This window comes from Salinibacterium sp. SWN1162, assembly GCF_015864675.1.
In the GTDB taxonomy this organism is placed as follows: domain Bacteria; phylum Actinomycetota; class Actinomycetes; order Actinomycetales; family Microbacteriaceae; genus Rhodoglobus.
Genome location: NZ_JADYWT010000001.1, coordinates 245927 through 269620 on the forward strand (window position 1 = coordinate 245927; position 23694 = coordinate 269620).

Consider the following 23694-nt stretch of genomic DNA (forward strand, 5'->3'; position numbering starts at 1 on the left):
GCCGAGCCATCGACGCTCTTAGGCTAGAGATGTGTTCGCCCCCATCACGCCCTATTCGCACGGCTGGCTGAGCCGACCCGATGGAGCGCGGTTGTTTTGGGAGGAATCCGGCAACCCGCACGGGCAGGCAGCGCTCTACCTCCATGGTGGCCCAGGCAGCGGGCTGGGCCCCGGAGGCTACCGGCGACGCTTCGACCCCACGGCATATCGAATCATTGGGCTCGATCAGCGTGGCTGCGGACAAAGCACCCCGCTCGCCATCGAAGCACTCGACTCGCTCGACACCAACACCACTCAAACGCTCATCGCCGACCTCGAAGCCTTGCGCGAGCACCTCGGAATAGACACGTGGGTTCTGCACGGAGTGTCATGGGGCTGCACGCTGGCGATGGCGTACGCGCTCGAGCATCCGGACAGAGTCCTCGGTCTGGTGCTCGTCGCTGTCACCACCGGCTCCCGCGAAGAAATCGAGTGGATCACCGAAGGCGTTGGCACGATATTCCCTGAGGCGTGGGCGCAGTTCAGTTCAGTAGCACGCGAGGGAGAGCGCCCAATCGCTGCCTATGCGCGGCTTCTGCGAGACGAGGATCCGCAGGTTCGAGCTGACGCGGCCCGCGCGTGGGAAATCTGGGAGAGCACCCACATATCGCTCGACCCTCATTGGGTTCCCGGCCCGCTGTTCGACAACGATCGTGACCGGGAGAACTTCGCGACCCTCGTGACTCATTATTGGGTGAACGACTGTTTTCTCGGCGGCACCGCGCGAATCTACGATCGCATCTCAGAGCTCACGGGGATTCCTGCAACTCTGATTCACGGTCGCCATGACATCAGCGGGCCCGTCAGCACACCTTGGCGCCTTCACCGCAGCTGGTCGAGCAGTGAACTCATCGTCGTCGAAGACGAAGGCCATGGCGGGCCCCGATCGATGGAATACGCAGCGGTCGCTCTCTCGAAACTGGTCGCTCAGACCTGAGCGAGCCACTCCCGCACGCGGTCGCCGAACCAGTCCGGGCGTTGCAGCGGGATGCCGTGCCCGCAGTGTTCGACGAGCGTGAAGGTGCTGGCGGGTTGAGCTTCGTGGATCGCGGCGGCCGACTCGTGCATCACCCGACGTTCTTTCGTTCCTGCCATCACGAGTACACGGCCGTCGAAGGTCGACCACTCCGCCGGGAGTTCGAATCTCATGTTCTCGCCGACGGCGGCGAGCAAGCTTTGCTTCGTGACGCCGGCACTCGTCTCGATGTAGTCCTCAATCTGGTAAGGAGGAACGAACAATTCGCGAGCTTGCAGCTTGGCGAACCAACGCTGACGGGCAAGAGGAGCGCTGACCCCCAGGGCGGCGAGTGTGAGACCCGTGAAAGGCATGGCTTTCGCTTGTGCACTCACGATCACGGCGTTCGTGACGAGTTGGGGATGGTGCGAAGCGAGCAGAATCGAAAGCTGCGCGCCCAACGAGAACCCGATCACGGTGACCGGAGTCGTGATGAGACTTGCCAGCGCTGCGACCGTCGCGGCGTGCGAAACATAGGGTTCGTCGGCTGAGCGTCCGTGGCCCGGGAGGTCAGGAACAATCACCCGGTAATCGGTCTCGAGCCGCTCTCGCAATGAATCCCACATCCAGCCCGCGACACCGCCACCGTGGAGGAGCAGTACGGGCGGGGCATCGGCTGGTCCGGAGGTGGCGACATACATGGTCACCATCCTGTCAGGTGCGCGAACGCGGTTCGCCGTCGGCGGTGCGGCCAGCCGACGAATCTCGTCCGGGATGACTCACCACTAACCTTCTCCGAGTACCGTAGGACGGTGCGACTTGTCATAGCCAAATGCTCCGTTGATTACGCCGGACGTCTCAGTGCCCACCTGCCCCTCGCGACGCGACTGCTGTTGCTGAAGGCCGACGGCAGTGTGCTCGTGCACTCCGATGCGCTCTCGTACAAGCCGCTCAACTGGATGAGCCCGCCCTGTGTGCTCTCCACTCTTGAGCCCGAAGCCGAGCAGTCGGATGCCGGAGTCACCGAAATCTGGAAAGTCGCCCACACGAAGTCGGCCGACATGCTCATCGTCTCGATTCACGAAATCCTGCACGACTCAAGCCACGAACTAGGCGTCGACCCCGGACTGCAAAAGGACGGTGTCGAGGCTCACCTGCAGAAGCTGCTCGCCGAGCACATCGACATCTTGGGTGAGGGCTACCGTCTTGTGCGCCGCGAATACATGACCGCCATTGGGCCGGTCGACATTCTCGCGACCGATGAGAAGGGCGCGAGCGTTGCCGTGGAGCTCAAGCGCCGCGGTGATATCGATGGTGTTGAGCAGTTGACGCGATACCTTGAGCTGATGAACCGCGATCCGCTGCTGGCTCCGGTCACCGGCATCTTTGCCGCCCAGGAAATCAAGCCGCAGGCACGCACGCTCGCGAAGGACCGCGGCATCCGCTGTGTGCTGTTGGATTACGACGAGATGCGCGGTCTCGACGACCCCAACATGCGGTTGTTCTAGTCTTCGGGTGATTGTCCCAGTGTTCAGGCACACGGCCTAGGCTGGTAGCGATGGCTACTAATTGGACTTGCATTCTCGTTGACCTTGACGGCACGATCGCTGACTCAGCGCCCGGAATTACGGCGTCGCTCGCGTTCATGTTCGAGGAAATGGGCCACCCCGTTCCCTCCGCTGAAGAACTGCGCGCCTACGTTGGCCCGCCCATTGTTGACTCGTTCCGTGACCGCGCGGGGTTCACTCCCGTTGAAGCGGCGCAGGCTCTCTCGATTTACCGCCGCCACTACATGGAGGGCAACAGCGCCAACGGAAGCGACATCTTCCCCGGCATGCCCGAGGTGCTGAAGACGCTGCACGCGACCGGCATTCCGCTGTCGCTGGCAACCTCGAAGCCGGAGTTCCCGGCATCCGTGATTCTGGATCACGCGAACCTCACGCAGTACTTCCGCGTGATGGCCGGCGCCTCGATCGACGAGATTCGCAGCGCCAAGAAGGATGTGGTGGCCGAGGCCATTACCCGCCTGAAGATGATCGGCGCCGACGTGAGTAACCCGGTCATGATCGGTGACCGCTTCTACGACATCGAGGGCGCCGCCGAGCACAACATCCCCACGATTTATGTCGACTGGGGTTACGGCAACCCCGGCGAATCAGAGGGATCGCTCGCGGTCGTCTCGAAGGCAGAAGAACTGCTGCCGCTGCTGCTTCCTAGCTAGTTAGCGGGCCAGGCTTTCCACAATGCGACCGTAAATACCCGGCAGTCGGGCGGCGAACGGCACGATAGCTCGGCGCAGCGGTGAGTTCGCGGCGGCCACGAGCCCGGTGGTGAGCATCCGAAAGTCGCGGGTCACTCGACGCCACTCGCGTTCGTACCGTTCAGGTTCACCGGCGACGATGCACTCGATCGCGGCACGCGCTTCTGCCAGCCCTAAGCGGATGCCCTCCCCCGTGATCGCATCGACGTAGCCGGCGGCGTCGCCCACGAGCAGCACTCGGCCCGCGCGCTGCCCAGTCGTGTTCTGCAACAGCGGACCAGCACCTCGCACTGTAGAAGCCGGAGTCGCCCCGCGCAGTCGTTCGGCGAGCGCCGGCACACTCGCCAACGCCTCCTCGAACGACGTTCCGCGCGGGCCCAGCACGGCGACACCCACCTCGGTGTCGCTCACCGGCGTGACATACAGCTCCGCGGTCGGCGCCCAATGCACCTCCACGAGATCCGTCCACGGAGCAACCTCAAAGTGCTGCCGGATGCCGAACCGCCGAGAATCACGTCGCCTCACGCGGCGAGGGCGCGCGGCCAGCCCAACCAGCTCGCGCACCGTGGAGTGCAGGCCGTCGCAGCCGAGCATCCACCGCCCCTCGATGGCGCGACCGTCAGCGAGGTGCGCGGATACCGCGCCGCCCTTGGACTGCGGCTGCGCGTTTGCGTCGCCACGCCCGTTCGACTCATTGCGTGAGCCGCCGCCTCGGTGCCCTGTCTGCGCACCGTCATCATGCTGCTCGATCGCCTCAACCTTGCCGTGGTCGAACTCAACGCCGAGCTCGAGCGCTCGCTCGGCGAGCGCCCGGTGCAGTTCGGTGCGGCGAACGCCGAGCGCGGCATCCGAAGCGAAGCGGTGTTCGGCGGTGCGGGTGCCGTCTTGATAGCTGATGCCCGCGATCCTGCGGCCGTGTGGGTGCACCCCGAGAGCGGCGAGTTCGGTGACGGCGCCGGGCATGACTCCCTCGCCACAGGCTTTGTCGATCGTGCCGGTGCGGCGCTCGATCACGAGCGCGGTGAGGCCGTGCATCCGCGCATTGATGGCAGCGGCGAGACCGATCGGCCCGCCACCGACGACGATGACGTCCACGACCGGCGAAACGCTCGGTTCGGCCACCGCATCATCGGCCGCACCTGCAGCGACCGCATCGTCACCCGCACCACTCATGGCGTCAGTTCGCGCAGGGCCCGGTTTTCGGTCGGGATGCGGAACGCCAGCAGCAGCACCGCATTCAACACGGTGAAGACAATCGCCGTAACCCACGCGGTGTGCACGAGCGGCAATGCGATGCCCTCGATCGCGACAACCAGATAGTTGGGATGCGGCAACCACGTCAGCTTGTACGGCCCGCGGTTCTGCACACGGCCGGCCCCGGGCACGACGATGACGCGCGTGTTCCACTGAGCACCAAGCGAGCTGATGATCCAATAGCGCGCCGCTTGGCAGAGCAGGGTGATGACGAGCATCGGGATTCCGAGCCACAGCAGGAAGGGGCGATCGGCGACAATCACTTCGACAACGCAGGCGATCAGCAGGCCCGTATGCAGAGCCACCATCCACGGAAAATGCTTCTGCCCATACTCGCGACCGCCGCGCTCGAAGGCCGCCGCAGCGTTGCGCTGGGAGATGCGCAGCTCATAGAGGCGCTCCATTCCGGTGCCGAGTACAAGCGCGATGTAGGCAATGACGGTCATGCGCGGGGCTCCTTCATGCTCACCACTCGGTCGTTGCGGCCGCCGCAGATTCCGGCAGCGGCGCCCATCACGACCACTCCAAGAGAACGAATTCGGCGCTCACACCCGGCCCGAGGGCGAAGGCGAGAGCGTGACTACCGGGGGCTGGCGCGGGATCGGCGTGCAGAGCATCCGCCAGCACATGCAGCACCGCTGCCGACGACAGGTTGCCGACGCGAGCGAGGCAATCCCAGCTGCTCTGCAGGTCGTTGCGCTGAAGCCCAAGAGAACTTTCGAACGCTTCGAGCACGCGCGGGCCACCCGGATGCGCGATCCACGTATCGATGTCGGCGATGGTCAGGCCGTTGCGGCCCAGAAAGTCGCTGACCTCGCCCGGAAAGCTGTTCTGAATCACGTCGGCCACGCCCGCGCTCAGCACGATCTCGAAACCGGTGCCGCCCACATTCCAGCCGATGACGTCGTGACTGTCGGCGACGAACGTGCTGCGGGTGTCGATCACGCGCGGGCCCGGCTCGTTGCGGTTCTCCCCCACCATCACGACCGCTGCGGCACCGTCGCCGAAGAGGCCGGTGGCGACAAAGTTGGCCATGGTGTGGTCGTCGCGTTGCAGAGTGAGTGAGCACAGTTCGACGCTCAGGACGACGCCAACGTCATCCGGATGCCCGACCAAATAGTCATGCACGCGGGCCAAGCCCGCGGCCCCCGCCAAACAACCTAAGCCGAACGAGGGAACCCGTTTCACGTCGGGTCGCAGCCCCAGCCGCGGGATCAGCAGCGCGTCGATCGACGGCGCCGAGACGCCGGTGACGGAGGTGAAGAAGACGAAGTCGACATCGGCGGCGGTGAGCCCGGCATCGGCGAGCGCCGTGGTCAGTGCACGCTCGAGAAGGTCGGTGGCAACACGGATGAACTGATCGTTGCTTTCGCGAAAACTACCGAGATCGCGGTAGCGCTCCAGCGGTAGCGCAGTGTGGCGACGCTCGATGCCGCTGGCCCCGTGCATCCGCTCGATGATCGCCTGATGTGAGGGAGAACCCGAGAGGAGCGGGCCAAGCTCGGCTGTGATTTCGGCCTGCGTGTAGCTGTGCTCGGGCACCACGGGTGCGACTGCCGCAACTCTGCTCATTCAGAGACTCCGCTCTTTCAGTGAAGTTATCACGGGCCCCGACGCGGTCTCTAGATCCGGCGCCTCATCGAGACGCTTCGGCTAGGCGCTGAGATTGCGCGCTTCGTTGCGACGATAGGCACGCCACGCGCGCCACGCCCCGGTAGACCACAGCGCCCACGCGATCAGCACGGGTTGGAACGGCATCCGAATCCAGCGTTTGAGATCGGTGTCGAGACCAAGGGAATCGACCTGGTTGACGAGCTGGGAGATGTTGCCGGGGTAGATCGCGATGAAGAAGGCCGCAGCGACCCAGCCGACGTAGGGTCGGTACTTTCGGGCGAAGACCAGTGCGCTACCGAGAGCGATTTCGACGACTCCGGATGCCACGACCACGAAGTCTGGGTCGAACGGCTGCCACGTGGGCACCTGCGCTTGAAAGTCTTCGCGCGCGAAGGTGAGGTGGCTGATGCCGGCGAACACGAGGGATGCGCCAAGCGCGATACGGCCGATCCGGCGGCCAATGCGGCTCGCACGCGAAAGCTCATCGGGCGCGGTTGAATCTCTGACAGACGCGACTTCGATCGGCTCTCGTGGTGCGGCGGGACCGGTCGAATCGTTGGCGCCTGGTGTCGTGTGCATTCCCCCATTCTGGTGGGGCGGGCTTAGGGTCTGCCGAGTGACAGGCTTTTGCGCGTGTGGCCAGCCGCCGCGGGCACGGCCGATCAACATTAACGAGCCACGGCCCCCACCGGGTGTGGTGAGGGCCGTGACCGTCGCGCTGTTCGGAGCGCGACTAGCCGTTACGGAATGAGCACCGCACGGCCGGTAATGCGGCCGGCTTCGAGGTCGTCGAAGGCCTTTTGGAAGTCAGCCAGCGGGTACTTCGTTACCTCAACGCCGAGCTTGCCCTGCTGAGCAAGCGCGATCACCTGGAGTTGATCAGCGCGGGTTCCGCCATACGAAAGCTGAACGTCGGTTCCCCACGGGAGGGCCTGGCCGACGCCAACGAGATAGTCGAACTGTCCGCCACCGAGGCCCACGAAGCGGAGCATTCCGCCGGGAGCGATGACCGCTGTAGCAAGGTCGACGGTGGGCTGAACGCCGACGAAATCGAAGACGGCATCCGCACCGTACTGGTTGGTTTCGTCGAGGATGCGCTTGGCTGCAGCGCCATCGCTCTTGAGCACGAGATCGGCGCCGAGTTTGCGAGCAAGCTCAAGTCGTTCTTCGTCGGTGTCGAGGGCGATGATGCGGGCACCGGTCGTGGCCTTCAGAATCTGGAGTCCGAGGTGACCGAGACCGCCAATACCGATCACGACGACGGTCGAGCCGGGAGTGAGACGCGAACGTGCACTGTTGATGGCGTGCATGGGGGTGACGCCGGCATCCGCGAGGGGTGCTGCCTGAACGGGGTCGAGGTCACCAATCTTGTCGAGGTGGCGGGCCTTGACGACCATGTATTCGGCCATGGCACCGTCTGGGCCGAGACCCGGGGTGGTGGGGAATTGCATGCGGCTGCCGTTTACTTCACACTCGTTGTCGCGGCCTTCGATGCACGAGCGGCAGTGACCACACGCCCAGACAACGCTCACGAGAACGGCGTCGCCCTTGGTGTAGCCCTCGAGCGCGGAGCCCACTTTTTCGACCCAGCCGGCACCTTCGTGACCGACGGTTCCGCCGAAGAAGGGCCACTCTTCGCCCATGTGCAGCACGTGCAGGTCGGAGTGGCATAGGCCAGCACCCGCTACCTTGACCAAAATTTCGTCGGGGCCGATTTCGGGCACGGGAACATCCTGAAGTTCCATCGTGTGGGGGCTTACGAGCTTCACTGCTTGCATGGGCTAATCCTCTCTAGATCGAGGCTGAGGTTTGCAGCCTCGCCGCCAGTCTACGCCTATCTGACAGGTGTCAGATAGTGGTCTATTCCGCTACAGTTCGCTTATGGATGTTCGCACTCGCCGCTCCCGCGACGCTCTCGTTGCGGCGGCCTACGCCCTCGCCGAGCAGCGCGACATCGCCACTATTTCGGTCACCGATATCACGAACGCATCCGGCATCAGCCGCGACACTTTCTACCGCCATGCCTGCGACCCCGTTGATCTCATCGCCACTGCTCTGCATGCCGAGCTGGCTGAAGCAATCGAACAATTCGGTGATCTGCTCGACCCCGCGGAGACCGCTGCGGTCTCCCACACCGCCGAGCCTGCCCCGGGCGCGAACGCCAACGCATCGACCACGGCGTTGTCGACGACGAACCATGTTTTCGCCGGCCCCACTCGCGTCTTCCTTGGTCACGTACGCACCCACGCCACGCTCTATCGGATGGCGGCCAGCGGCAGCCTGAGCGGCCGCTTGCGATCGGTGCTCATCGAGCCTGCGCGCGAGGTTCTCGCGGATCATCTGCGGCGGCATCCAGAAATCGTGCCTGCCGCACTCGCCCCGCTTTCGGAAACGACGTTTGCCATGGCGGTCGCCTATGCCGCCGGCGGCACGGTTGCTGCAGCCGAAGCCTGGCTCCTCACGGGCGACCTCGATGACCTCGACGGCGCCGTGCACGCGGTACTCGCCGCGAGCCCGCAGTGGTGGGGCGAGCGGCGCTAGTCGGAGCGCCCTGCGAGTGTGGCTTGAACTACTCAGCCGACGTGTCCCGCGCTAAGCAGACGCGAATCTCGATAGGTTTGCGAGCATGAAGGCAGTCGACGCAAATCTCCTGGACCTGCTCAAAGTTACGAGCCAGTTCGAAGTTCCGATTTACCAGCGCGCCTACGCATGGGGTGAGCCGGAGTGCGAGCAGCTCTGGAAAGACATCCTCCGCGCAGGTCAAAATAGCGCCCTGGGCGCACACTTCACAGGCTCGGTCGTTTATATCGAGAAATCTGCTGGCACAAGCACCAGCCAAGAGCCCAGTCTCATCATCGACGGCCAGCAGCGAGTGACCACAGTAAGCCTGCTTCTAGCCGCCTTGGCACGTCGACTTGATAAGGAAGAGCCCCACAAACAGGAGCCGCTAGAAGGGTTCTCGCCCGAAGAGATCCGTGTTTCATACCTCATCAATCGGTTCAAAACAGACGATCGTAGATACAAACTTCTCCTCTCCCAAGGGGATCGCGATGCCTTCATGACAGTCGTTGATGGGAATGATCCGCCCGCTGATGTCGTCAGCCAGGTGCTCGAGAATACTGACTATTTCGAAACGAAACTCAAGGACCCGAAACTCGATATCGCGGTTGTATGTCGCGGCCTCTCGAAACTTCGAGTTGTCGATGTGAAACTTCAGCTAGGTGTCGACCATCCTCAGTTGGTTTTCGAGGCGATGAATTCGACTGGAAAGAAGCTTTCTCAGGCAGACCTAATCCGCAACTTTGTTTTGATGGATCTCCCTACGGAGGAACAGAAGAACCTCTGGAAGACCTACTGGCGACCGATGGAGCTCGAGTTCGCGAAGGCTGGCGCGAGCTCACGATTTGATGAATTCGTCCGCCACTATCTGACAGTTGTTACCGGCGACATCCCGCGAGTGTCTGATATTTACGACGCTTTCAAGGATTACGCGGTGCTTCGCCTTAGCGAAGGCGAAGCAATAGACGCGCTGGTGGTAGAGCTTCGCGAGTACTCGAAACGTTTCTGTGCGATCGCGCTGGGAACCGAGCCGGACGCGTCATTGCGAACGGCTTTCGGCGACCTCATGCAGATCCGTGCTGACGTTGTCTATCCGTTCCTTCTTGAGGTCTACTCCGACTACGAATTAAAGATTCTGAGTCGGGAAGACCTCATTGAGATCGTGCGCATGGTCACGTCCTACGTGTTCCGGCGTGCGATCGTCGGTCTCGCAACGAACTCGCTGAATACAACATTTCAAACTTTCGGGCGTGCGTTGCGCAAGGACCGTTATCTCGAGAGCGTCAAGGCTCATTTCCTCAAGTTGGGTGGGTACCGACAATTTCCTGCGGATGCGGAGTTCGCCGAGAAGCTTCAAACCTTCGATGCCTACCACTTCAAGCGCCGCTCATACTTCCTGCGGATGTTGGAGAACTTCGGCCGCAAAGAGCCGGTGCCCACAGACGAGTACACGATCGAGCACATCTTGCCACAGAACGAGGAACTCCGCCCCGAATGGGAGAAAGCACTCGGAGCAGATTGGCAGGAAATTCAAGCCAAGTATCTGCACACTCTTGGCAATCTCACGCTAACGGGCTACAACTCTGAATACTCAGATCGCCCATTTAGTGAAAAGCGGGATATGAAGGGTGGCTTCCATGAGAGCCCGCTGCGCCTGAATCAGGGCATCGGAAAACTCGAAACGTGGAACGACGAGACAATCCGAGAGCGTGCGTCGCGGTTAGCGCACGAAGCACTCACCATTTGGACACGGCCGTCGCTTCCACCCGAAACGATTGCGGGCTACCAAGAGGCAAGAGCGGCTTCTGGTTATTCGCTAGAGGATCACGCGAACCTTCTTCGACCAGCAAGGCGCGCTCACTTCGATCTGCTCCAAGAATCTATTCTCGAACTCGATCCTGCGATCGATATGCAGTTCTTGAAGGTTCGGGTGACGTTCAAAGCCGAAACTACGTTCCTAGACGTAGTCCCTCAGGCTGCACGTCTGCTGCTCGTTCTCAACATCCCTATTGCCGAGCTACGCGACGAACGTGGGATCGCACGCGACGTGAGCGAAGTTGGCCACTGGGGTGCCGGAGATGTGCAGGTTCCTCTGGATGACGAATCTGACTTCGCTTACGTCATGGATCTCGTACGTCAGGCTTATGAGTTTCAGCTCACTGACTCCGAATGAAACGAATGGATTTGCTAGCCCGAGTTGGAGCACGAACCAGCCATAGAGCGAAAATCTAACATCCTCTGGCCACGCGGCGACGAACTTCCTCCGTGTCTACAAAGTTGGTGATCTCTTTCCAAGCATCGAAGTCTTCCACGTCCCACCTGTCGCTAAAGCGGTCATGGAAAATCACGATATTTTCGGCGATTTCATTCACGTTCCAAGTCAGAGCGAGTCTCGACTCCCTTTGCCTCCGAAAGAACCAGAACCGTTGGAACCAGCCTGACGGGCCGGACAGAGCCTTCCAATAAATACCTTGCGCCCTATAGAGGTTTCGTGCTCTCTGCAACGACCACATAAGTCGAAAGTAGGCCTCGATCGCGTCGGGCTTCGACGGCGCATTCCGGCGCGACGCGTAAAGCAGCGTGCCAATGGTGTTTCGCGCGTCGGCAGTCTCACCGCTGGTCAAAGAAACGTGGAGGTCTGAGAGAGAACTCCTGCGCTCCCGGCGACGCGCACCACACGCAAGAAGAAGAATCGCGAGAGTGGCGCCGGCCGTGCTGAACGCCGTTAGACCTGCGAAGAAGGTACTGGGTTCATTCATGCGTTTGTTCTCATTCCTGCGCGGATCGAATCAATGATGAGTTCAGTCAAGTGCGCGCTCAACTGCTAGCAACCCGCTCGGCTTCAGCACGAGTTTTCTCGTACAGTCCCATCGCGATGAGCACTTCTTTGACTTGGCCGAAGTCCTCAAGTTGCAGCAGCGCCTTGAAAGCACCATTGAGCCCATTGGCGGAGCGATACATGGCGTCTTCAAGCTCGCCAACGATGGTGGGCGAACCTTCGAAGTCAGTCTCCGTATTGGCGATCGCCTCGGCCTGAAGCTTCTCGTTCTCCACGACGTGACGCAGCAGCGATTCGGCGGCGTTCACGCCATCCACTTCGTCGATGCCGCTGCCGGAGAAGAGTTGGTTGATCTTGTCGATCACTTCTTGCAGCAGACCGTATTTCACTTCGCGCGGCTTGCCCGAACCGGATTCGGTGATGCCCGTGAGCTCCCCCGCCTTACCGGCGGTCAGCCCCAGGCTTTTGGCTTCTTGCTTGCGCAGGCGGTAGTGGGTGAGCACGATGTCGTCCGTGTTGATTTCGGATGGAGCCGCTTCTTGACGTTCGATCACCCGGCGGTAGACACGCAAGAAGATCGCCCACTTCTCGATATCGGTGTCGCCGTAGTCGATGATTTGCGAGAAGAAATCGTAGGCACGCACAAAGGCGTTGACGGTGCCGCGGAAGTCTTCGAGGCGACCAATCTCAAGGTCGTCAGGTTCCGTCCCCGCGTTGGCGGTGTTCCACCGATCCCAGAACACATCCCGTGATGCTTTGATGTGAGAGTAGAGGGCGTTGTGGGTGGTCTTGTTCAGCCACGCGTTGACGACGCCATCCACATCGTGTTGGTCGATGATGCTCATGCCGCGCAATTTGCCGAGCATGTCGTGAATGATGTTGGGGTCGGAGGGTGTGGTGAGTTCGGCATCCTCGTAGTAGGTCTGGAAAGCCGTAAGGATTTCGTCGGGGTCGTTGACGAAGTCGAGGATGTAGGTGTTCTCTTTGCCGGGGATCACCCGGTTGAGCCGCGACAGGGTTTGCACCGCGGTGATGCCGGAGAGTTTCTTGTCGACATACATTCCGACGAGCAGCGGCTGGTCGAAGCCGGTCTGGAACTTATTGGCCACGATCATGACCTGGTATTCGTCGCCGCCGAACGCTTTTTCGAGCGAGCGGCCTTTGAGTCCCGGGTTCATGTTGGTTTCGGTGAGGTCGGTGGAGCCCGAGTCGGGGTCGTCAACGGAACCCGAGAACGCCACCAACGCGCCCAATTCCTTTTCGAGTTTGTGCTCGGCAAGGTAGCTGTCGATGGCCCGCTTGTAGCGCACGGCTTCTTTGCGGGACCCAGTCACGACCATTGCTTTGGCCCGTCCACCGAGTTCGCGGCGAACGTTGGTGCGGAAGTGCTCAACGATCACCGCCACTTTCTGGGCGATGTTGGTGGGGTGCAGTCGCACCCAGCGCATGAGCTCACTGTTCGCTTTGGAGGTGTCTACTTCCGCGGCCACGTCGGCCCCATCCGAATGGGCGATCTCGAAGGCGAGGTCGTAGGAGAGATAGTTTTTGAGCACGTCAAGAATGAAGCCCTCTTGAATGGCTTGCTTCATCGAGTAGAGGTCGAACTCTTTCTTGACCCCGGCTTCGTCGTCACGCCCGAACAGCTCAACCGTCTTGCCCTTGGGTGTCGCGGTGAAGGCGAAGAAGGAGATTGTGCCGACTCCGACTTTGCGCGCCATGAGGTCGGCAAGCACGTCTTCAACATCGGTCGTGATCTCGCTGGCCTCCCCGGCATCCGCCTCCGTCGCGGCTGAGCTGCTGGCCGTAGCCCCGACGGTGAGAACTTGCTTGAGGGATGCCGCGGCTTCACCCGTTTGAGATGAATGAGCTTCGTCGGCAATGACGGCATACTTGCGCCCCGCAAGACCTTTGTTCTCTTCAATCACGCTCAACGCGTGCGGGAACGTCTGGAGGGTCACACCAATGATTTGCTTGCTGGCGAGGAGAGCTTCAGCGAGCTGTTTCGACTTGGACGCATCGCCACCGCGGGTGATGGGCTGGAAGACACCGCTGGTGGTTTCGAGTTGTTCGACGGCGCGTTGGAGTTGTCCGTCGAGTACTTGGCGGTCGGAGACGACGATGACGCCGTTGAAGACTTTGTTGCCGTCGTTGTCGTGGAGCTGGGCCATACGGTGTGCGGTCCAGGCAATGGAGTCGGTCTTACCGGAGCCGGCGGAGTGTTGGATGAGGTAGTTGTGGCCAGCGCCTTCGTCCGCGACGGCGCGCTCAAGTTTCGTGACGGCGCGCCACTGGTGATAGCGCGGAAAGCGCAGGTAGCGGGCGTAGGTTTTCTTGCCGTCGATGGAGTCGGTGTGTTCTTCGAAGCGGTAGTGCAGAAACCGGCCGATGAGGTCGAGCCAGGTTTCGCGTTGCAGTATCTCTTCCCAAAAGTAAGAAGTCGGGCTGCTTTCGCCCGCCGCTGGTGCGTTTCCGGCGCCGTTGTTTTTGCCGCGGTTGAAGGGCAGGAAACGAGTGTTGTTGCCGTCGAGTTTGGTGGCCATGTGTACTTCTTCGTTGGTGACAACGAAGTGTACGAGGGCACCACGACCGAAGGTCAGAAGCGGTTCGCCTTCAGGCTTGCGGTCTTGTGCGTACTGTTTGAGGCCGGCGGCAAGACTCTGTGTGAGGTCGGTTTTGAGTTCGATGGTGCTGACGGGGATGCCGTTGACGAACAGCACGAGGTCGATGCGGTTCTGGGTGCGGCCGGAGTATTTGACTTGCCGCATCACCCGCAGACGGTTCTTCTTGTAACGGTCGACTGTTGCGGGGTTCAGGGTGGTGGCGGGCCGTGCCTGTAGGAGACTGAATTTGGCATTGAGTACGCTGACTGGTTTCTTGAGCGCGTTGAGGGTGCCGCCGGCATTCATGGGGTCGGTGGCCATGATCTTGGCGACGCGGTCAAGGATCTGTTTGCGGCCCTGATTTTGGGCAATTTCGGATGCGTCGGGTTTGACGATCTTGTCGAGCTGGTCGGGCTGGGTGTCGTTCAGCCACGCCCAAATGTCATCAGGGAAGAGCGCTCGTTCGCGGTCGTACCCGAGGTCATCGGGCGAGTATTCCCACCCGTGCGCTGCCAGGTATTCGCAGATCTCTGTTTCGAATGCGTCTTCATGATGCAAAGCCATTACGCCACCGCTCCGTGTTCACGAACATCAATCTTGCCGGTCACTGCTGCCGAGATGAGTGCTGCGCGGCGCTCCCGCGAAAGGAAGATCGCCCCTCTCGCATCTGTAATCGCAGCGTCAATACTAGAAAGTTGTTGATCGATGGCCTCAACGATTTCACGCTGCGCTTCAAACGGCGGAAGCAAGACCGGAAGGAGTCTGTAGTGATCATTATCGATCTCCGCCTGGCCGACCCGCACACCTCTGGACAACGTCGCGTATGCCGCTGTGTAAGCGGCAGACCGGAATAGATAGTTCAGGAAGGGAGCGAATTCAGCGTGGATCGGAGCGAAACAAAGGTAGTGCCCAGACACAATTCCTTCGTACGAAGAAATCCCGACAGAACCTTGCCACGCCTTCATCCTGTTCGTTACCAACCACCCAGGACCGACAAGCTGATAAATGTTCCGATTCTCCGCAGTCTTGTTTATATTTGCAAAGTCATCTTTCACGACAACGCCGTAGCCGCGAAAAACAGACAGCATCGTTTCCGTGGGGTGCCCAACATCCTTTTTACGCTCAAACAGGGACCAAAGTGGCTCGATCTTCCACCCCGCAGGAACCTGGCCGAGCCAATCGAGGCCACTTTCCTTTACAGGGACGGCCGGGTCGAGGCCATTGGTGACAGCGTGGTTGATCGTTGCGGCACGCCGCTCGGCAAGCAAACCGACGAGTTCCTCCTGATCCGCGATGAACGCGTCAATCTCCGCCGTCTCCCGATCCAAAAACTCGGCAATGGTGATCTGTTCTGCTCTGGAAGGAAAGGGGATCAGAATGTTCCTGAAGTCAGTTCTGCGAATTGTATTTCTTAGCCCGGCGTAGAGCGGTCGCAGTGCTTTCCGCTGGTCAAAAGAAAGATATACATACTCGACGAATCGGGCGTATGCGTCCCTATCTGTCACTTCCATCACGGTGTACGCCCCGGTGATCATTCCGCGCTCTCTTGCGAGCCCTACCGTACGAGGCGTTTCTTGAACGTCAAAAAGACAAAAAACGATGTCGTTCGTTTCCACCACTTGATAGGTAGTGAAGTCAGCTGGCATTTTGCCGACGATGTTCACCAAATCTCTGGGAATTATTCCCCCGAGAGTGAGGGAAAGCAGCGTGAAATCGGCCCAACTCGACCCGACGAGCGCCCGCCGTTCGCTCGTCACGGAGCCCAGACGTCGCAATTTCCAGTCCCGAGGCACACTCTCTAGATATGGGGCCGCTGCCCTCTGCCGAGTAGAGGCTATAACGCCACCAGTGCTCATGCCTTCACCGCTTCAAGACGCGCACGAATCCGCCCCAACACAGCATCGAGATCAGCATCGATCTCTTCGAGGGAACGCGGTGGCACGTATTTGTAGAAGTGACGAGTGAAGGGGATTTCGCATCCTTCCTTCGTTTTCGACTCATCGATCCACGCATCCGGAGCAAACGGTTTCACTTCACGATCGAAGTACTCGTGGATGTTTTCATCCCAGGGCACGTTCTCGGTGTCGCGCAGAGTCGGATCAGCCTCGGGATGTTTCTTGCTGTCCACGATGATTGGAGCAGAGTCATCCCGCTCCGACAGTCCGGCCAACAACGCCTTCAACTGGGCGGCGCTGAGAGAGACACCTGCTGCGTCAAGACGCGACACAACCTGCTTGCGGAAAGCCGCGGCATCTGTCACCGGCTCGATCGGATTCGCCTCAACCTGCTCAGCAAACGTTGACCAGTCAGCATCCACCTTCTCCAACGCCTTAGCCTCACGAGCAACTGCGAAACGTCCCGACGTCAACGCCCAGTTGAGGCGCAACGGGCGCTCAACGGTGATCGTTCGGTAGAAGAAATCCTCCACCGCAAACCACTTCGAACGTTCATCCTGGGCAGTGCTGTCATACAGCTTCACCAGCGCTGCGATGTCCTCCTGGCCAAGCTCGTTGCGCTTCGAACCCAACCCTTTGCGCATCTTGTGGAACAGCTTCGAGCTATCGATGAGCTGCACCTTGCCCGCACGCTCTGGGCTCTTCTTCGTCGAGAGCACCCAAATGTAGGTCGCGATACCCGTGTTGTAGAACATGTCCGACGGCAACGCAATGATCGCCTCCAGCAGGTCGCGCTCCAACACCCACTTGCGGATGTTTGACTCCCCCGAACCCGCACCTCCCGTAAACAACGGGCTGCCGTTCAGCACAATCGCCGCCCGGCCGCCACCATCCTCAGCAGGGCGCATCTTCGAAATCAGGTGCAACAAGAACAGCATCGACCCATCAGAAACCCGCGGCAAGCCTGGGCCGAAACGGCCCGCGAAACCGCGCTCCTTGTGTTCCTCGGTGACAGCCTTCTGCTGCTTCTTCCAATCCACACCAAACGGCGGATTCGAGAGGCAATATGAGAACGTGGTGTTCGTGTGACCGTCATTCAGCAACGTGTCGCCGAAGATGATCGCATCCACCGACTGACCCTTCACCGTCATGTCGGCCTTACAAATCGCATACGACTGCGGATTGATCTCCTGGCCAGCCAACGTCAACGTTGCACTCGGGTTAGCGGAACGGATGTGATCCTCCGCCACCGACAACATTCCACCCGTACCCGCCGTGGGGTCGTACACCGACCGCACCACATTCTGCTTCGCCAACGTCTCAGACTCCGGCGCCAACAACACATCAACCATCAACTCAACAACGTCACGCGGAGTGAAGTGCTCACCCGCGGTCTCATTGGATGCCTCCGCAAACTTGCGGATCAGCTCCTCGAAGATGTGCCCCATCTCCTCATTCGGAACCGACGCCGGCGACAGGTCGACTTCAGCAAACTTCTGCGTCACCAAAAACAAAAGATCATGCTCGTCGAGCTCGGCTATGCGCTCAGAGATCTTGTACTTATCGAAGATGTCTTTGACGTTCTCCGAAAAACCGTTCACGTAATCGAGAAGGTTCACTGCCACGTTTTCGGAATCGCCCAGCGCCGACTTCATGTCGAAGCGCGACTCATTCCAGAACGAATACTCGTGGCCCGCCTTGTTGCGCAGCAGTGACGCCCGCACCGGCATCTCCTGCTTCTTCGCATCCTCCACCGCGGCAAAGACGGCTTGCTTGGTGGGCGCGAGCACGGCATCCAAACGACGAAGCACCGTGAACGGAAGGATGATGTCGCCATACTGGTGGGCTTTGAAACTGCCCCGCAACAGATCAGCGATGGACCAAATGAAAGTGGCGTGGTTATTGCTCAAAACGGGTGACTCCTTCGTACTCGGGCAGAAAGCCCTGACATATTGAGTTTGCCGCACTAGTGCTGCACGGCGCGACACCAACTCGGGGGTACGTGCTCAAGAGACCAGAGTCACCAGACCAACTGCCAATCCACGATGTGCGACGTCCGAGCGGGATCTCGCAGTTCGACATACGCTCTGAGGTCACTGTCATGCCCCCACTAGTGGTCTAGACGAGGCGCGTTGACGCTCCCACTCGCTATTCTGAGAAATAAGTGATTTGTTCGGCAAGCGTCGGGGTCTTCACACAGCAGACGTCAACGCCAAGGGGAAGTCATGAAAGCCGAGAACTCCAAACTTGCCGCCGCGTTGGAGCAGTGGCGCGATTCGCTCGTCAACCTCACCGGACGCAACCGGCTGATCAACTACAAACCCACCCGGTCCTCAACGGTCGAATTTTCCCAAAATGATGCCGCAGAAGTGTACGCGGCCATCGCTAGCGCCTCACTCACTTTCGTTACCGGCACCCGCCCACCGGAAAAAGCAAAAGCGGCGTCTGAAGAAGAAGGTCTCGAAGAGCGCGTTCTCGACGAGATCGAAGCATTCGACTACGACGACTACCCCGACTCGCTCTTCGCCGACATGACACAACGCAACGTCGACCGCGCTCTCAAAAACATGGCCGGGGTCGCTCGCCGCGAATTCCTCGACAAAGGCCTGTCGACTCTTTATCTCGCGCTGGGTGCGCTGCAGTGGGAAGAGGAGTCCGGCGACGCAAGAAAGAGCCCGTTGATCTTGCTCCCGGCCGCGCTCGAAAACACAGGTCCTCGCGAGCCACTACACCTCGACTTTTCGGACGACGACCTCTCAGTTAACCCCGCACTGGCCATCAAGCTCAGTGACTACGGGCTCAAGCTGCCTTCTGCCGAAACCGTAATCGAGACCATCGCCGCAGACGGAATCGATGCGGCGATCGACCTGTTTAGGGCAATCGACTATCCCGACGGATGGGAAATCGTTAATTTCAGCACGCTCTCCAACTTCATGTTCGCCAAAGAAGCGATGTATCGCGACCTTCTCGACAACGAAGAGTTGGTTCTCGAAAGCGAGCTTCTTCAAGCTCTCGCCGGCGACATCACGCCCGAAACCTCGTCGTTTGCGTTCGAAGAACTCGACATCAACACCATCGATACCGACGCGCCCCCAGAAACCACACCATTAGTGCTCGATGCCGACTCCAGCCAACGAGCCGCAATCCTCGCCGCAAACTCCGGCAAAAGTTTTGTGATGGATGGCCCTCCGGGAACGGGCAAAAGCCAGACGATCGCGAACATGATCGGCGCCCTAGTGGCGCAAGGCAAGTCAGTACTCTTCGTTTCGGAGAAGATCGTTGCGCTCGAAGTCGTGCGCGACCGGCTGAGCTCCCGAGGGCTTGACCCCTTCAGCTTCGAGCTTCACAGCCACAAAGCACAGAGAAGCGCCGTCGCCAAAGGCCTGGGCGAATCTCTCACCACCCGGCCCGTGGCGCCAACAAACTCCACACCCGAATTGATCGCACAAGCCCAATCGGCCAGAGATGCCCTCTCGGGATATGCAACGGCCATGAACGAAACCCGGGAGCCTCTCGGTTTGTCGATGTTCGAAGTGCTCGGGCGATCCGCACAAAGCGATTCGAGCCTCGAACCGCCGGCATGCTCTATTACCAGCGCCACGCTCACCCCAACCGCTCTCACCGAGATTGAACTCGGACTTGAATTCATCCAACGCCATTGGGAAACGGCTCTCGAAGGCGACGGTAGCCTGTGGGCCGGACTTCAAACCGCACAGGTTCCCGCCTTTGATTTCCGGCTAGCGTTGGACAAGCTCGCAGCGCTGCAAGAACTGAGCCCGGCGACAGCTGGCCCAGCCCAAGCCTTTGATATGCAAGGCCTCGGTTCCGTACGCGCTCTCCATGAACTCCTCACTGCGTGGTCTGAACAACCTCAGCTTCAGAACCCCGAATGGCTGCTCAGCCCTACGATTCACAAGGTTCGATCCGCGATCTCGCGGGCACATGAGCTAGCAACAGAACTAGAACAGGCTGAAGAGAGCGTTCGTAGTGTGTGGGGCGACAACTGGCAGTCGCTCCCCGAACTCTCGCTCACGTCAGCCAGCGAAGGGGGCGACTGGGCAACTGTTGCCCTCACCAGAGACGACCTTAATCTTGAGCGACTCGAAGTACTCGAGCCCTACCTCGGCAGAGCGGTAAAGCTAGCCCAAACTATCTTGCAAAACGCTGAAACTCTTGCTGGCCAATTCGGAATCGCTCAACCAACTAACCCCATCCAGTTCCAAGAATTCATAGACGTAAGCTCTCACGTGACAGGCGAAACTCCGCCGCTCGCAGCCTGGGTCGCAGAGGACTACGACCTGGATTCAATCGGGAATGCCCTGCGAGAGCTGAAAGCGCTGGCGGCCACAGCAGCGAAGGCGAAAAATAGCGCGGCCGAGATCTTTAGCGAAGGTGTTCTCAGCCTCGATCTGACAAGTCTGCAAGAGCACCTTCCGGCGCCGACAAGTTGGCTGAAGCGCCTCAAACGTGAATACCGCTCCGCACTCGCCGAGCTCCTGGTCGAGACACAACCCGATACCGATCGCCGCGCGGTTGCGGAAGCCCTCCCTCTCGCGATCGCGTGGAAAGTCGCAAACGACGCATTCGCAGAAGCATCACATCGACTCGCCCCTAAATTGGGCGTCTACTGTGAGGATCGGGACGCCGATTGGGCCAACGCTGAAACAGCGTTGAAAGGCGCACGAGTCGTCCGGTCTCAAGCGCGGATCGTGAGCAGCTCCACACTCAACTCAGTTCTCAACAGCGCTGATAATCGTTCCCTCCTTCGACAAGTGCACGACATTCTCGACTCAGCCTTCCTCGAATGGAAAACCCTGCGATCAGCGGACGGCGATTCCCTAACACCAACTAGCGCGGTCGGGCCGCTCCAGGAAACTGCAACACAACTCGCCGCGTTGTCGGCGGACACCTCCCATCTCAAGCAATACCTCGCACAGTTCGCCCCGCATCTCACTGCTGAAATAACTGTCGGCGAAGCGGCAGCCGCTGCAGATGTTCGGCTCGCGGCAGAATCCGCAGCAAGCGCCCAAACAAACGAAACTTCCACCATCGCCACAGCGCTGGGGATTGCCACCGAAAAAGTACCCCTCACTAGCGCCCAGGTCGAGAAGCTCTCCACGCAGCTCGCTTGGGTTGAGAGCCTGCGCTCCCTCGCTGCGCCCGACCTCGCGACGAAAAGGAAGACCGCCCCTCTCTCGGCAGATCAGCTCAGTGTTCTGCGGGAATCCGTTCTTCCACCAGTTCTCGAGACGCGGATTGCCGAATGGGAACAAGCCCGCGACACGGTGCTGAGCCACTTCGACTCGGCTCGACAGAGCTCTCTCTCAGAAGATCTCTCTCACTATCGCTCGGCCAATGAACTCCTCCCAGATTTCATCCGCCATCACGACTCAGCAATCGACTGGGTCAATCTGCAAGAAAAGCTCGAAACTCTCCGCGGCAACGGAGTCAACCAGCCCCTCGACTACGCGCTCAGCACTCGCGTGCCCGCCGCCCAAGTCGTCGACTACGTAATGAAATCCGTCTATCGCTCATGGTTCGCTTCGATCCTGGAGACTGATCCTCGTCTAGATCAATCGTCGGCTTCAGACCGTGACGCCCTAATCACCCGCTTCAACGAGCTGGATCGAGTTCTAGGAAATAGGGCGATCACCACAATCATCGAATCCGCGCTCAGCCGACGACCTCGCAGCGCAGCAGGCCAAGGCGGCGTAATCCTTCGCGAAGCAGAGAAGAAGCGCAAGCATATTGCTGTCCGCGAGCTGATGGATCGCGCACGCGATGTGGTTCAGGCGATTCACCCCTGCTTCATGATGAGTCCGCTCGCCGTTTCGCAGTATCTGCCACCCGATATGAAGTTCGACGTCGTCATCTTCGACGAAGCTAGCCAGGTCAGCCCGGGCGACGCCATCAACTGCATCTACCGGAGTAAAGCACTCATCACTGTTGGCGATCAGAAGCAATTGCCACCAACGTCGTTCTTCTCGACCTCAGGGGACATCGACGAAGATAGCGACGAAGAAAACCTCGCCGCTGACTACGAATCCATTTTGGATCTCATGAAGTCCACCGGAAACTTCAACTCGATGACCCTTCGTTGGCACTACCGCAGTCGTCACGAAGACCTCATTAGTTACAGCAATGCATCTTTCTACGACGGAAAACTCATCACTTTCCCCGGAGCGATCGCAAATTCCGACCGGTATGGCGTGAAATTCCACAAAGTAGACGGCGTGTACCGACGATCCGCCGGACGAGATAACCCGATCGAAGCCGAGTACGTCGCGCAACTGGTGATCAAGCACTTCGACGAGAACCCCGAATCAAGTCTCGGAGTGGTTGCATTCTCATCAACGCAACGCGACAGCATCGAGAACGCAGTCGCGATCGCACGAAACTCGCGACCGGACCTCGACGAGCGCTTTAAAGACGACCGAATCGACGGATTCTTCGTGAAGAGCCTTGAGTCAGTTCAAGGAGATGAGCGCGATGTGATCATCTTCTCGGTCGGATACGGCCCCGACGAAACGGGAAAGTTCTATAAGAACTTCGGACCACTCAACCAATCGGGCGGCCACCGCCGACTCAACGTCGCAATCACTCGCGCGAAAGAACTGGTGCAGCTTGTCTCATCAGTCTCTGCGGCAGAGATCGGCGACGTTAATAGCGAAGGTGCGCGGCACCTCCGCCGCTACCTAGATTTTGCCGACCGCGGGCCATCCGCGCTTGCGCTCGAACTGGGACCCGCCGGACTCGGAACGGATTCGCCATTCGAAGACTCTGTAATCGACGCCATCAGAAGTTGGGGGTTTGAAGTTCAACCCCAAGTCGGAATCGCCGGCTATCGCATCGACATTGGTGTGAAACATCCCAACTCGCCCGGCGCATTCATGCTCGGAGTCGAGTGCGACGGAGCTATGTACCACTCGTCGAGAGCTGCCAGAGATCGTGATCGTCTCCGACACGAGATACTGGAAGGTCTCGGGTGGAGTCTCCACCACATCTGGGGAACAGCTTGGTACCGCAATCGAGCCCAAGAAGAAGAGCGACTCAAGACGCTTCTCGAAAAGCTCGCACGCGAAACTGTCACCGGCCGTATCGTGAAGAAGCAGCTGAAGGCTGTACAGCCAACGCTCGAACTGGCAACGGAATCGCACGAGATCGACGAAATTCCAGCATGGGTCGTGGCCTATACAGAGGCGTCACCCTCGAAGATTCCCGGTTGGCTCGACCTTGGCGATAAAAGCAGCAAGTCCTACATCACGACACTCGTCGAAGAAGTGCTGTCAGTCGAATCTCCTATCCACATCGACCTATTGGCCCAGCGCTTGCGCGATTCATCAGGGATCGGGCGACTCGGCGCTCGCATTCAAGGAAACTTTGAAGCCGCAATCAAGAAGGCGGGAGCCCTCTTCGATGGAAGTTTCGTTCGCGACGCTTTACCTCGCGAATTGGAAGTTCGATCTCCATCGGTTCACACCGAACGTTCAGTGGAACAGGTGCCGCCCGAAGAGATCGAGAAAGCATTCATCGAGGTTGTCAAAGATGCCCTCGGGATTAGCCCGGAACATGCGGCGGCCCAAGTCGCGACCATCTTCGGGTGGCGGAGGCGAGGGACAACCATCTCGAAACATCTCAATCAGAAAGTGAAGGACCTCTGTAAATCGGGTGTCCTTGAGTTGACGTCTGCTGGCCTCCGGGTCAAAAGCTGATCTACCTTCTTCTCGATCCTTTACCGC

General features: G+C 59.8%; 16 protein-coding genes. 6 read left to right on the forward strand and 10 right to left on the reverse strand.

All coding sequences use genetic code 11. The annotated features are described in order from the left end of the window. Positions 1 to 31: 31 nt before the first annotated feature. Complete coding sequence (pip, locus tag I6E58_RS01165) at positions 32 to 976, forward strand: prolyl aminopeptidase (RefSeq protein WP_197129499.1); 945 nt, start codon at positions 32 to 34, stop codon at positions 974 to 976. On the opposite strand, the gene I6E58_RS01170 is transcribed toward pip, so the two are convergent. Beyond that, the gene (locus tag I6E58_RS01170) at positions 967 to 1695 is read right to left on the reverse strand and encodes an alpha/beta fold hydrolase (RefSeq protein ID WP_197129501.1); all 729 of its coding nucleotides are present in this window, start codon (positions 1693 to 1695) and stop codon (positions 967 to 969) included. The genes pip and I6E58_RS01170 overlap by 10 nt on opposite strands. 111 nt (positions 1696 to 1806) lie before the next feature. Here I6E58_RS01170 and nucS point away from each other — a divergent pair, with 111 nt between their 5' ends. Both nucS and I6E58_RS01180 read left to right on the forward strand, forming a co-directional pair. Then, positions 1807 to 2502, forward strand: coding sequence for an endonuclease NucS (gene nucS / locus I6E58_RS01175; RefSeq protein ID WP_197129504.1), 696 nt, complete (start codon positions 1807 to 1809; stop codon positions 2500 to 2502). 50 nt (positions 2503 to 2552) lie between these two features. Beyond that, a complete protein-coding gene (locus I6E58_RS01180; RefSeq protein WP_197129506.1) occupies positions 2553 to 3215 on the forward strand; it encodes an HAD hydrolase-like protein in 663 nt (220 codons plus the stop codon). Here the strand turns inward: I6E58_RS01180 and I6E58_RS01185 are convergent, their stop codons facing one another. From I6E58_RS01185 to I6E58_RS01205, 5 genes are all read right to left on the reverse strand, one after another. Beyond that, a complete protein-coding gene (locus tag I6E58_RS01185; RefSeq protein WP_231595108.1) occupies positions 3216 to 4427 on the reverse strand; it encodes an NAD(P)/FAD-dependent oxidoreductase in 1212 nt (403 codons plus the stop codon). Further along, complete coding sequence (locus I6E58_RS01190) at positions 4424 to 4954, reverse strand: isoprenylcysteine carboxyl methyltransferase family protein (protein WP_197129508.1); 531 nt, start codon at positions 4952 to 4954, stop codon at positions 4424 to 4426. The genes I6E58_RS01185 and I6E58_RS01190 overlap by 4 nt, the downstream gene beginning before the upstream one ends. 67 nt (positions 4955 to 5021) lie before the next feature. Further along, a complete protein-coding gene (locus tag I6E58_RS01195) occupies positions 5022 to 6080 on the reverse strand; it encodes a type III polyketide synthase (protein ID WP_197129511.1) in 1059 nt (352 codons plus the stop codon). A gap of 81 nt (positions 6081 to 6161) precedes the next feature. Then, a complete protein-coding gene (locus I6E58_RS01200) occupies positions 6162 to 6701 on the reverse strand; it encodes a DoxX family membrane protein (protein ID WP_197129514.1) in 540 nt (179 codons plus the stop codon). A gap of 161 nt (positions 6702 to 6862) precedes the next feature. Further along, a complete protein-coding gene (locus I6E58_RS01205) occupies positions 6863 to 7900 on the reverse strand; it encodes an NAD(P)-dependent alcohol dehydrogenase (protein WP_197129518.1) in 1038 nt (345 codons plus the stop codon). A gap of 103 nt (positions 7901 to 8003) precedes the next feature. Here I6E58_RS01205 and I6E58_RS01210 point away from each other — a divergent pair, with 103 nt between their 5' ends. Next, entirely contained in the window at positions 8004 to 8663 is a 660-nt protein-coding gene (locus I6E58_RS01210; RefSeq protein WP_197129519.1) for a hypothetical protein, read from the forward strand. An 85-nt stretch (positions 8664 to 8748) separates the two neighbouring features. After that, positions 8749 to 10854 (forward strand): DUF262 and DUF1524 domain-containing protein, encoded by a 2106-nt coding sequence (locus I6E58_RS01215; RefSeq protein WP_197129522.1) that lies wholly within the window; start codon positions 8749 to 8751, stop codon positions 10852 to 10854. Between the two features lie 55 nt (positions 10855 to 10909). Here the strand turns inward: I6E58_RS01215 and I6E58_RS01220 are convergent, their stop codons facing one another. From I6E58_RS01220 to I6E58_RS01235, 4 genes are all read right to left on the reverse strand, one after another. Continuing rightward, a complete protein-coding gene (locus I6E58_RS01220) occupies positions 10910 to 11053 on the reverse strand; it encodes a hypothetical protein (RefSeq protein ID WP_197129525.1) in 144 nt (47 codons plus the stop codon). A 445-nt stretch (positions 11054 to 11498) separates the two neighbouring features. After that, positions 11499 to 14624, reverse strand: coding sequence for a type I restriction endonuclease subunit R (locus I6E58_RS01225; protein ID WP_197129528.1), 3126 nt, complete (start codon positions 14622 to 14624; stop codon positions 11499 to 11501). Next, positions 14624 to 15817 (reverse strand): restriction endonuclease subunit S, encoded by a 1194-nt coding sequence (locus I6E58_RS01230; protein ID WP_197129531.1) that lies wholly within the window; start codon positions 15815 to 15817, stop codon positions 14624 to 14626. Before I6E58_RS01230 ends, I6E58_RS01225 begins: the two co-directional genes overlap by 1 nt. Before the next feature lie 95 nt (positions 15818 to 15912). Then, complete coding sequence (locus I6E58_RS01235) at positions 15913 to 17865, reverse strand: class I SAM-dependent DNA methyltransferase (protein ID WP_197129534.1); 1953 nt, start codon at positions 17863 to 17865, stop codon at positions 15913 to 15915. Between the two features lie 315 nt (positions 17866 to 18180). Between I6E58_RS01235 and I6E58_RS01240 the strand changes: the two genes are divergently transcribed. Next, positions 18181 to 23667 carry a DUF3320 domain-containing protein gene (locus I6E58_RS01240; protein ID WP_197129537.1) on the forward strand — a complete coding sequence of 1829 codons (5487 nt, stop codon included), beginning with the start codon at positions 18181 to 18183 and terminating at the stop codon, positions 23665 to 23667. The last annotated feature ends 27 nt before the right edge of the window (positions 23668 to 23694 follow it).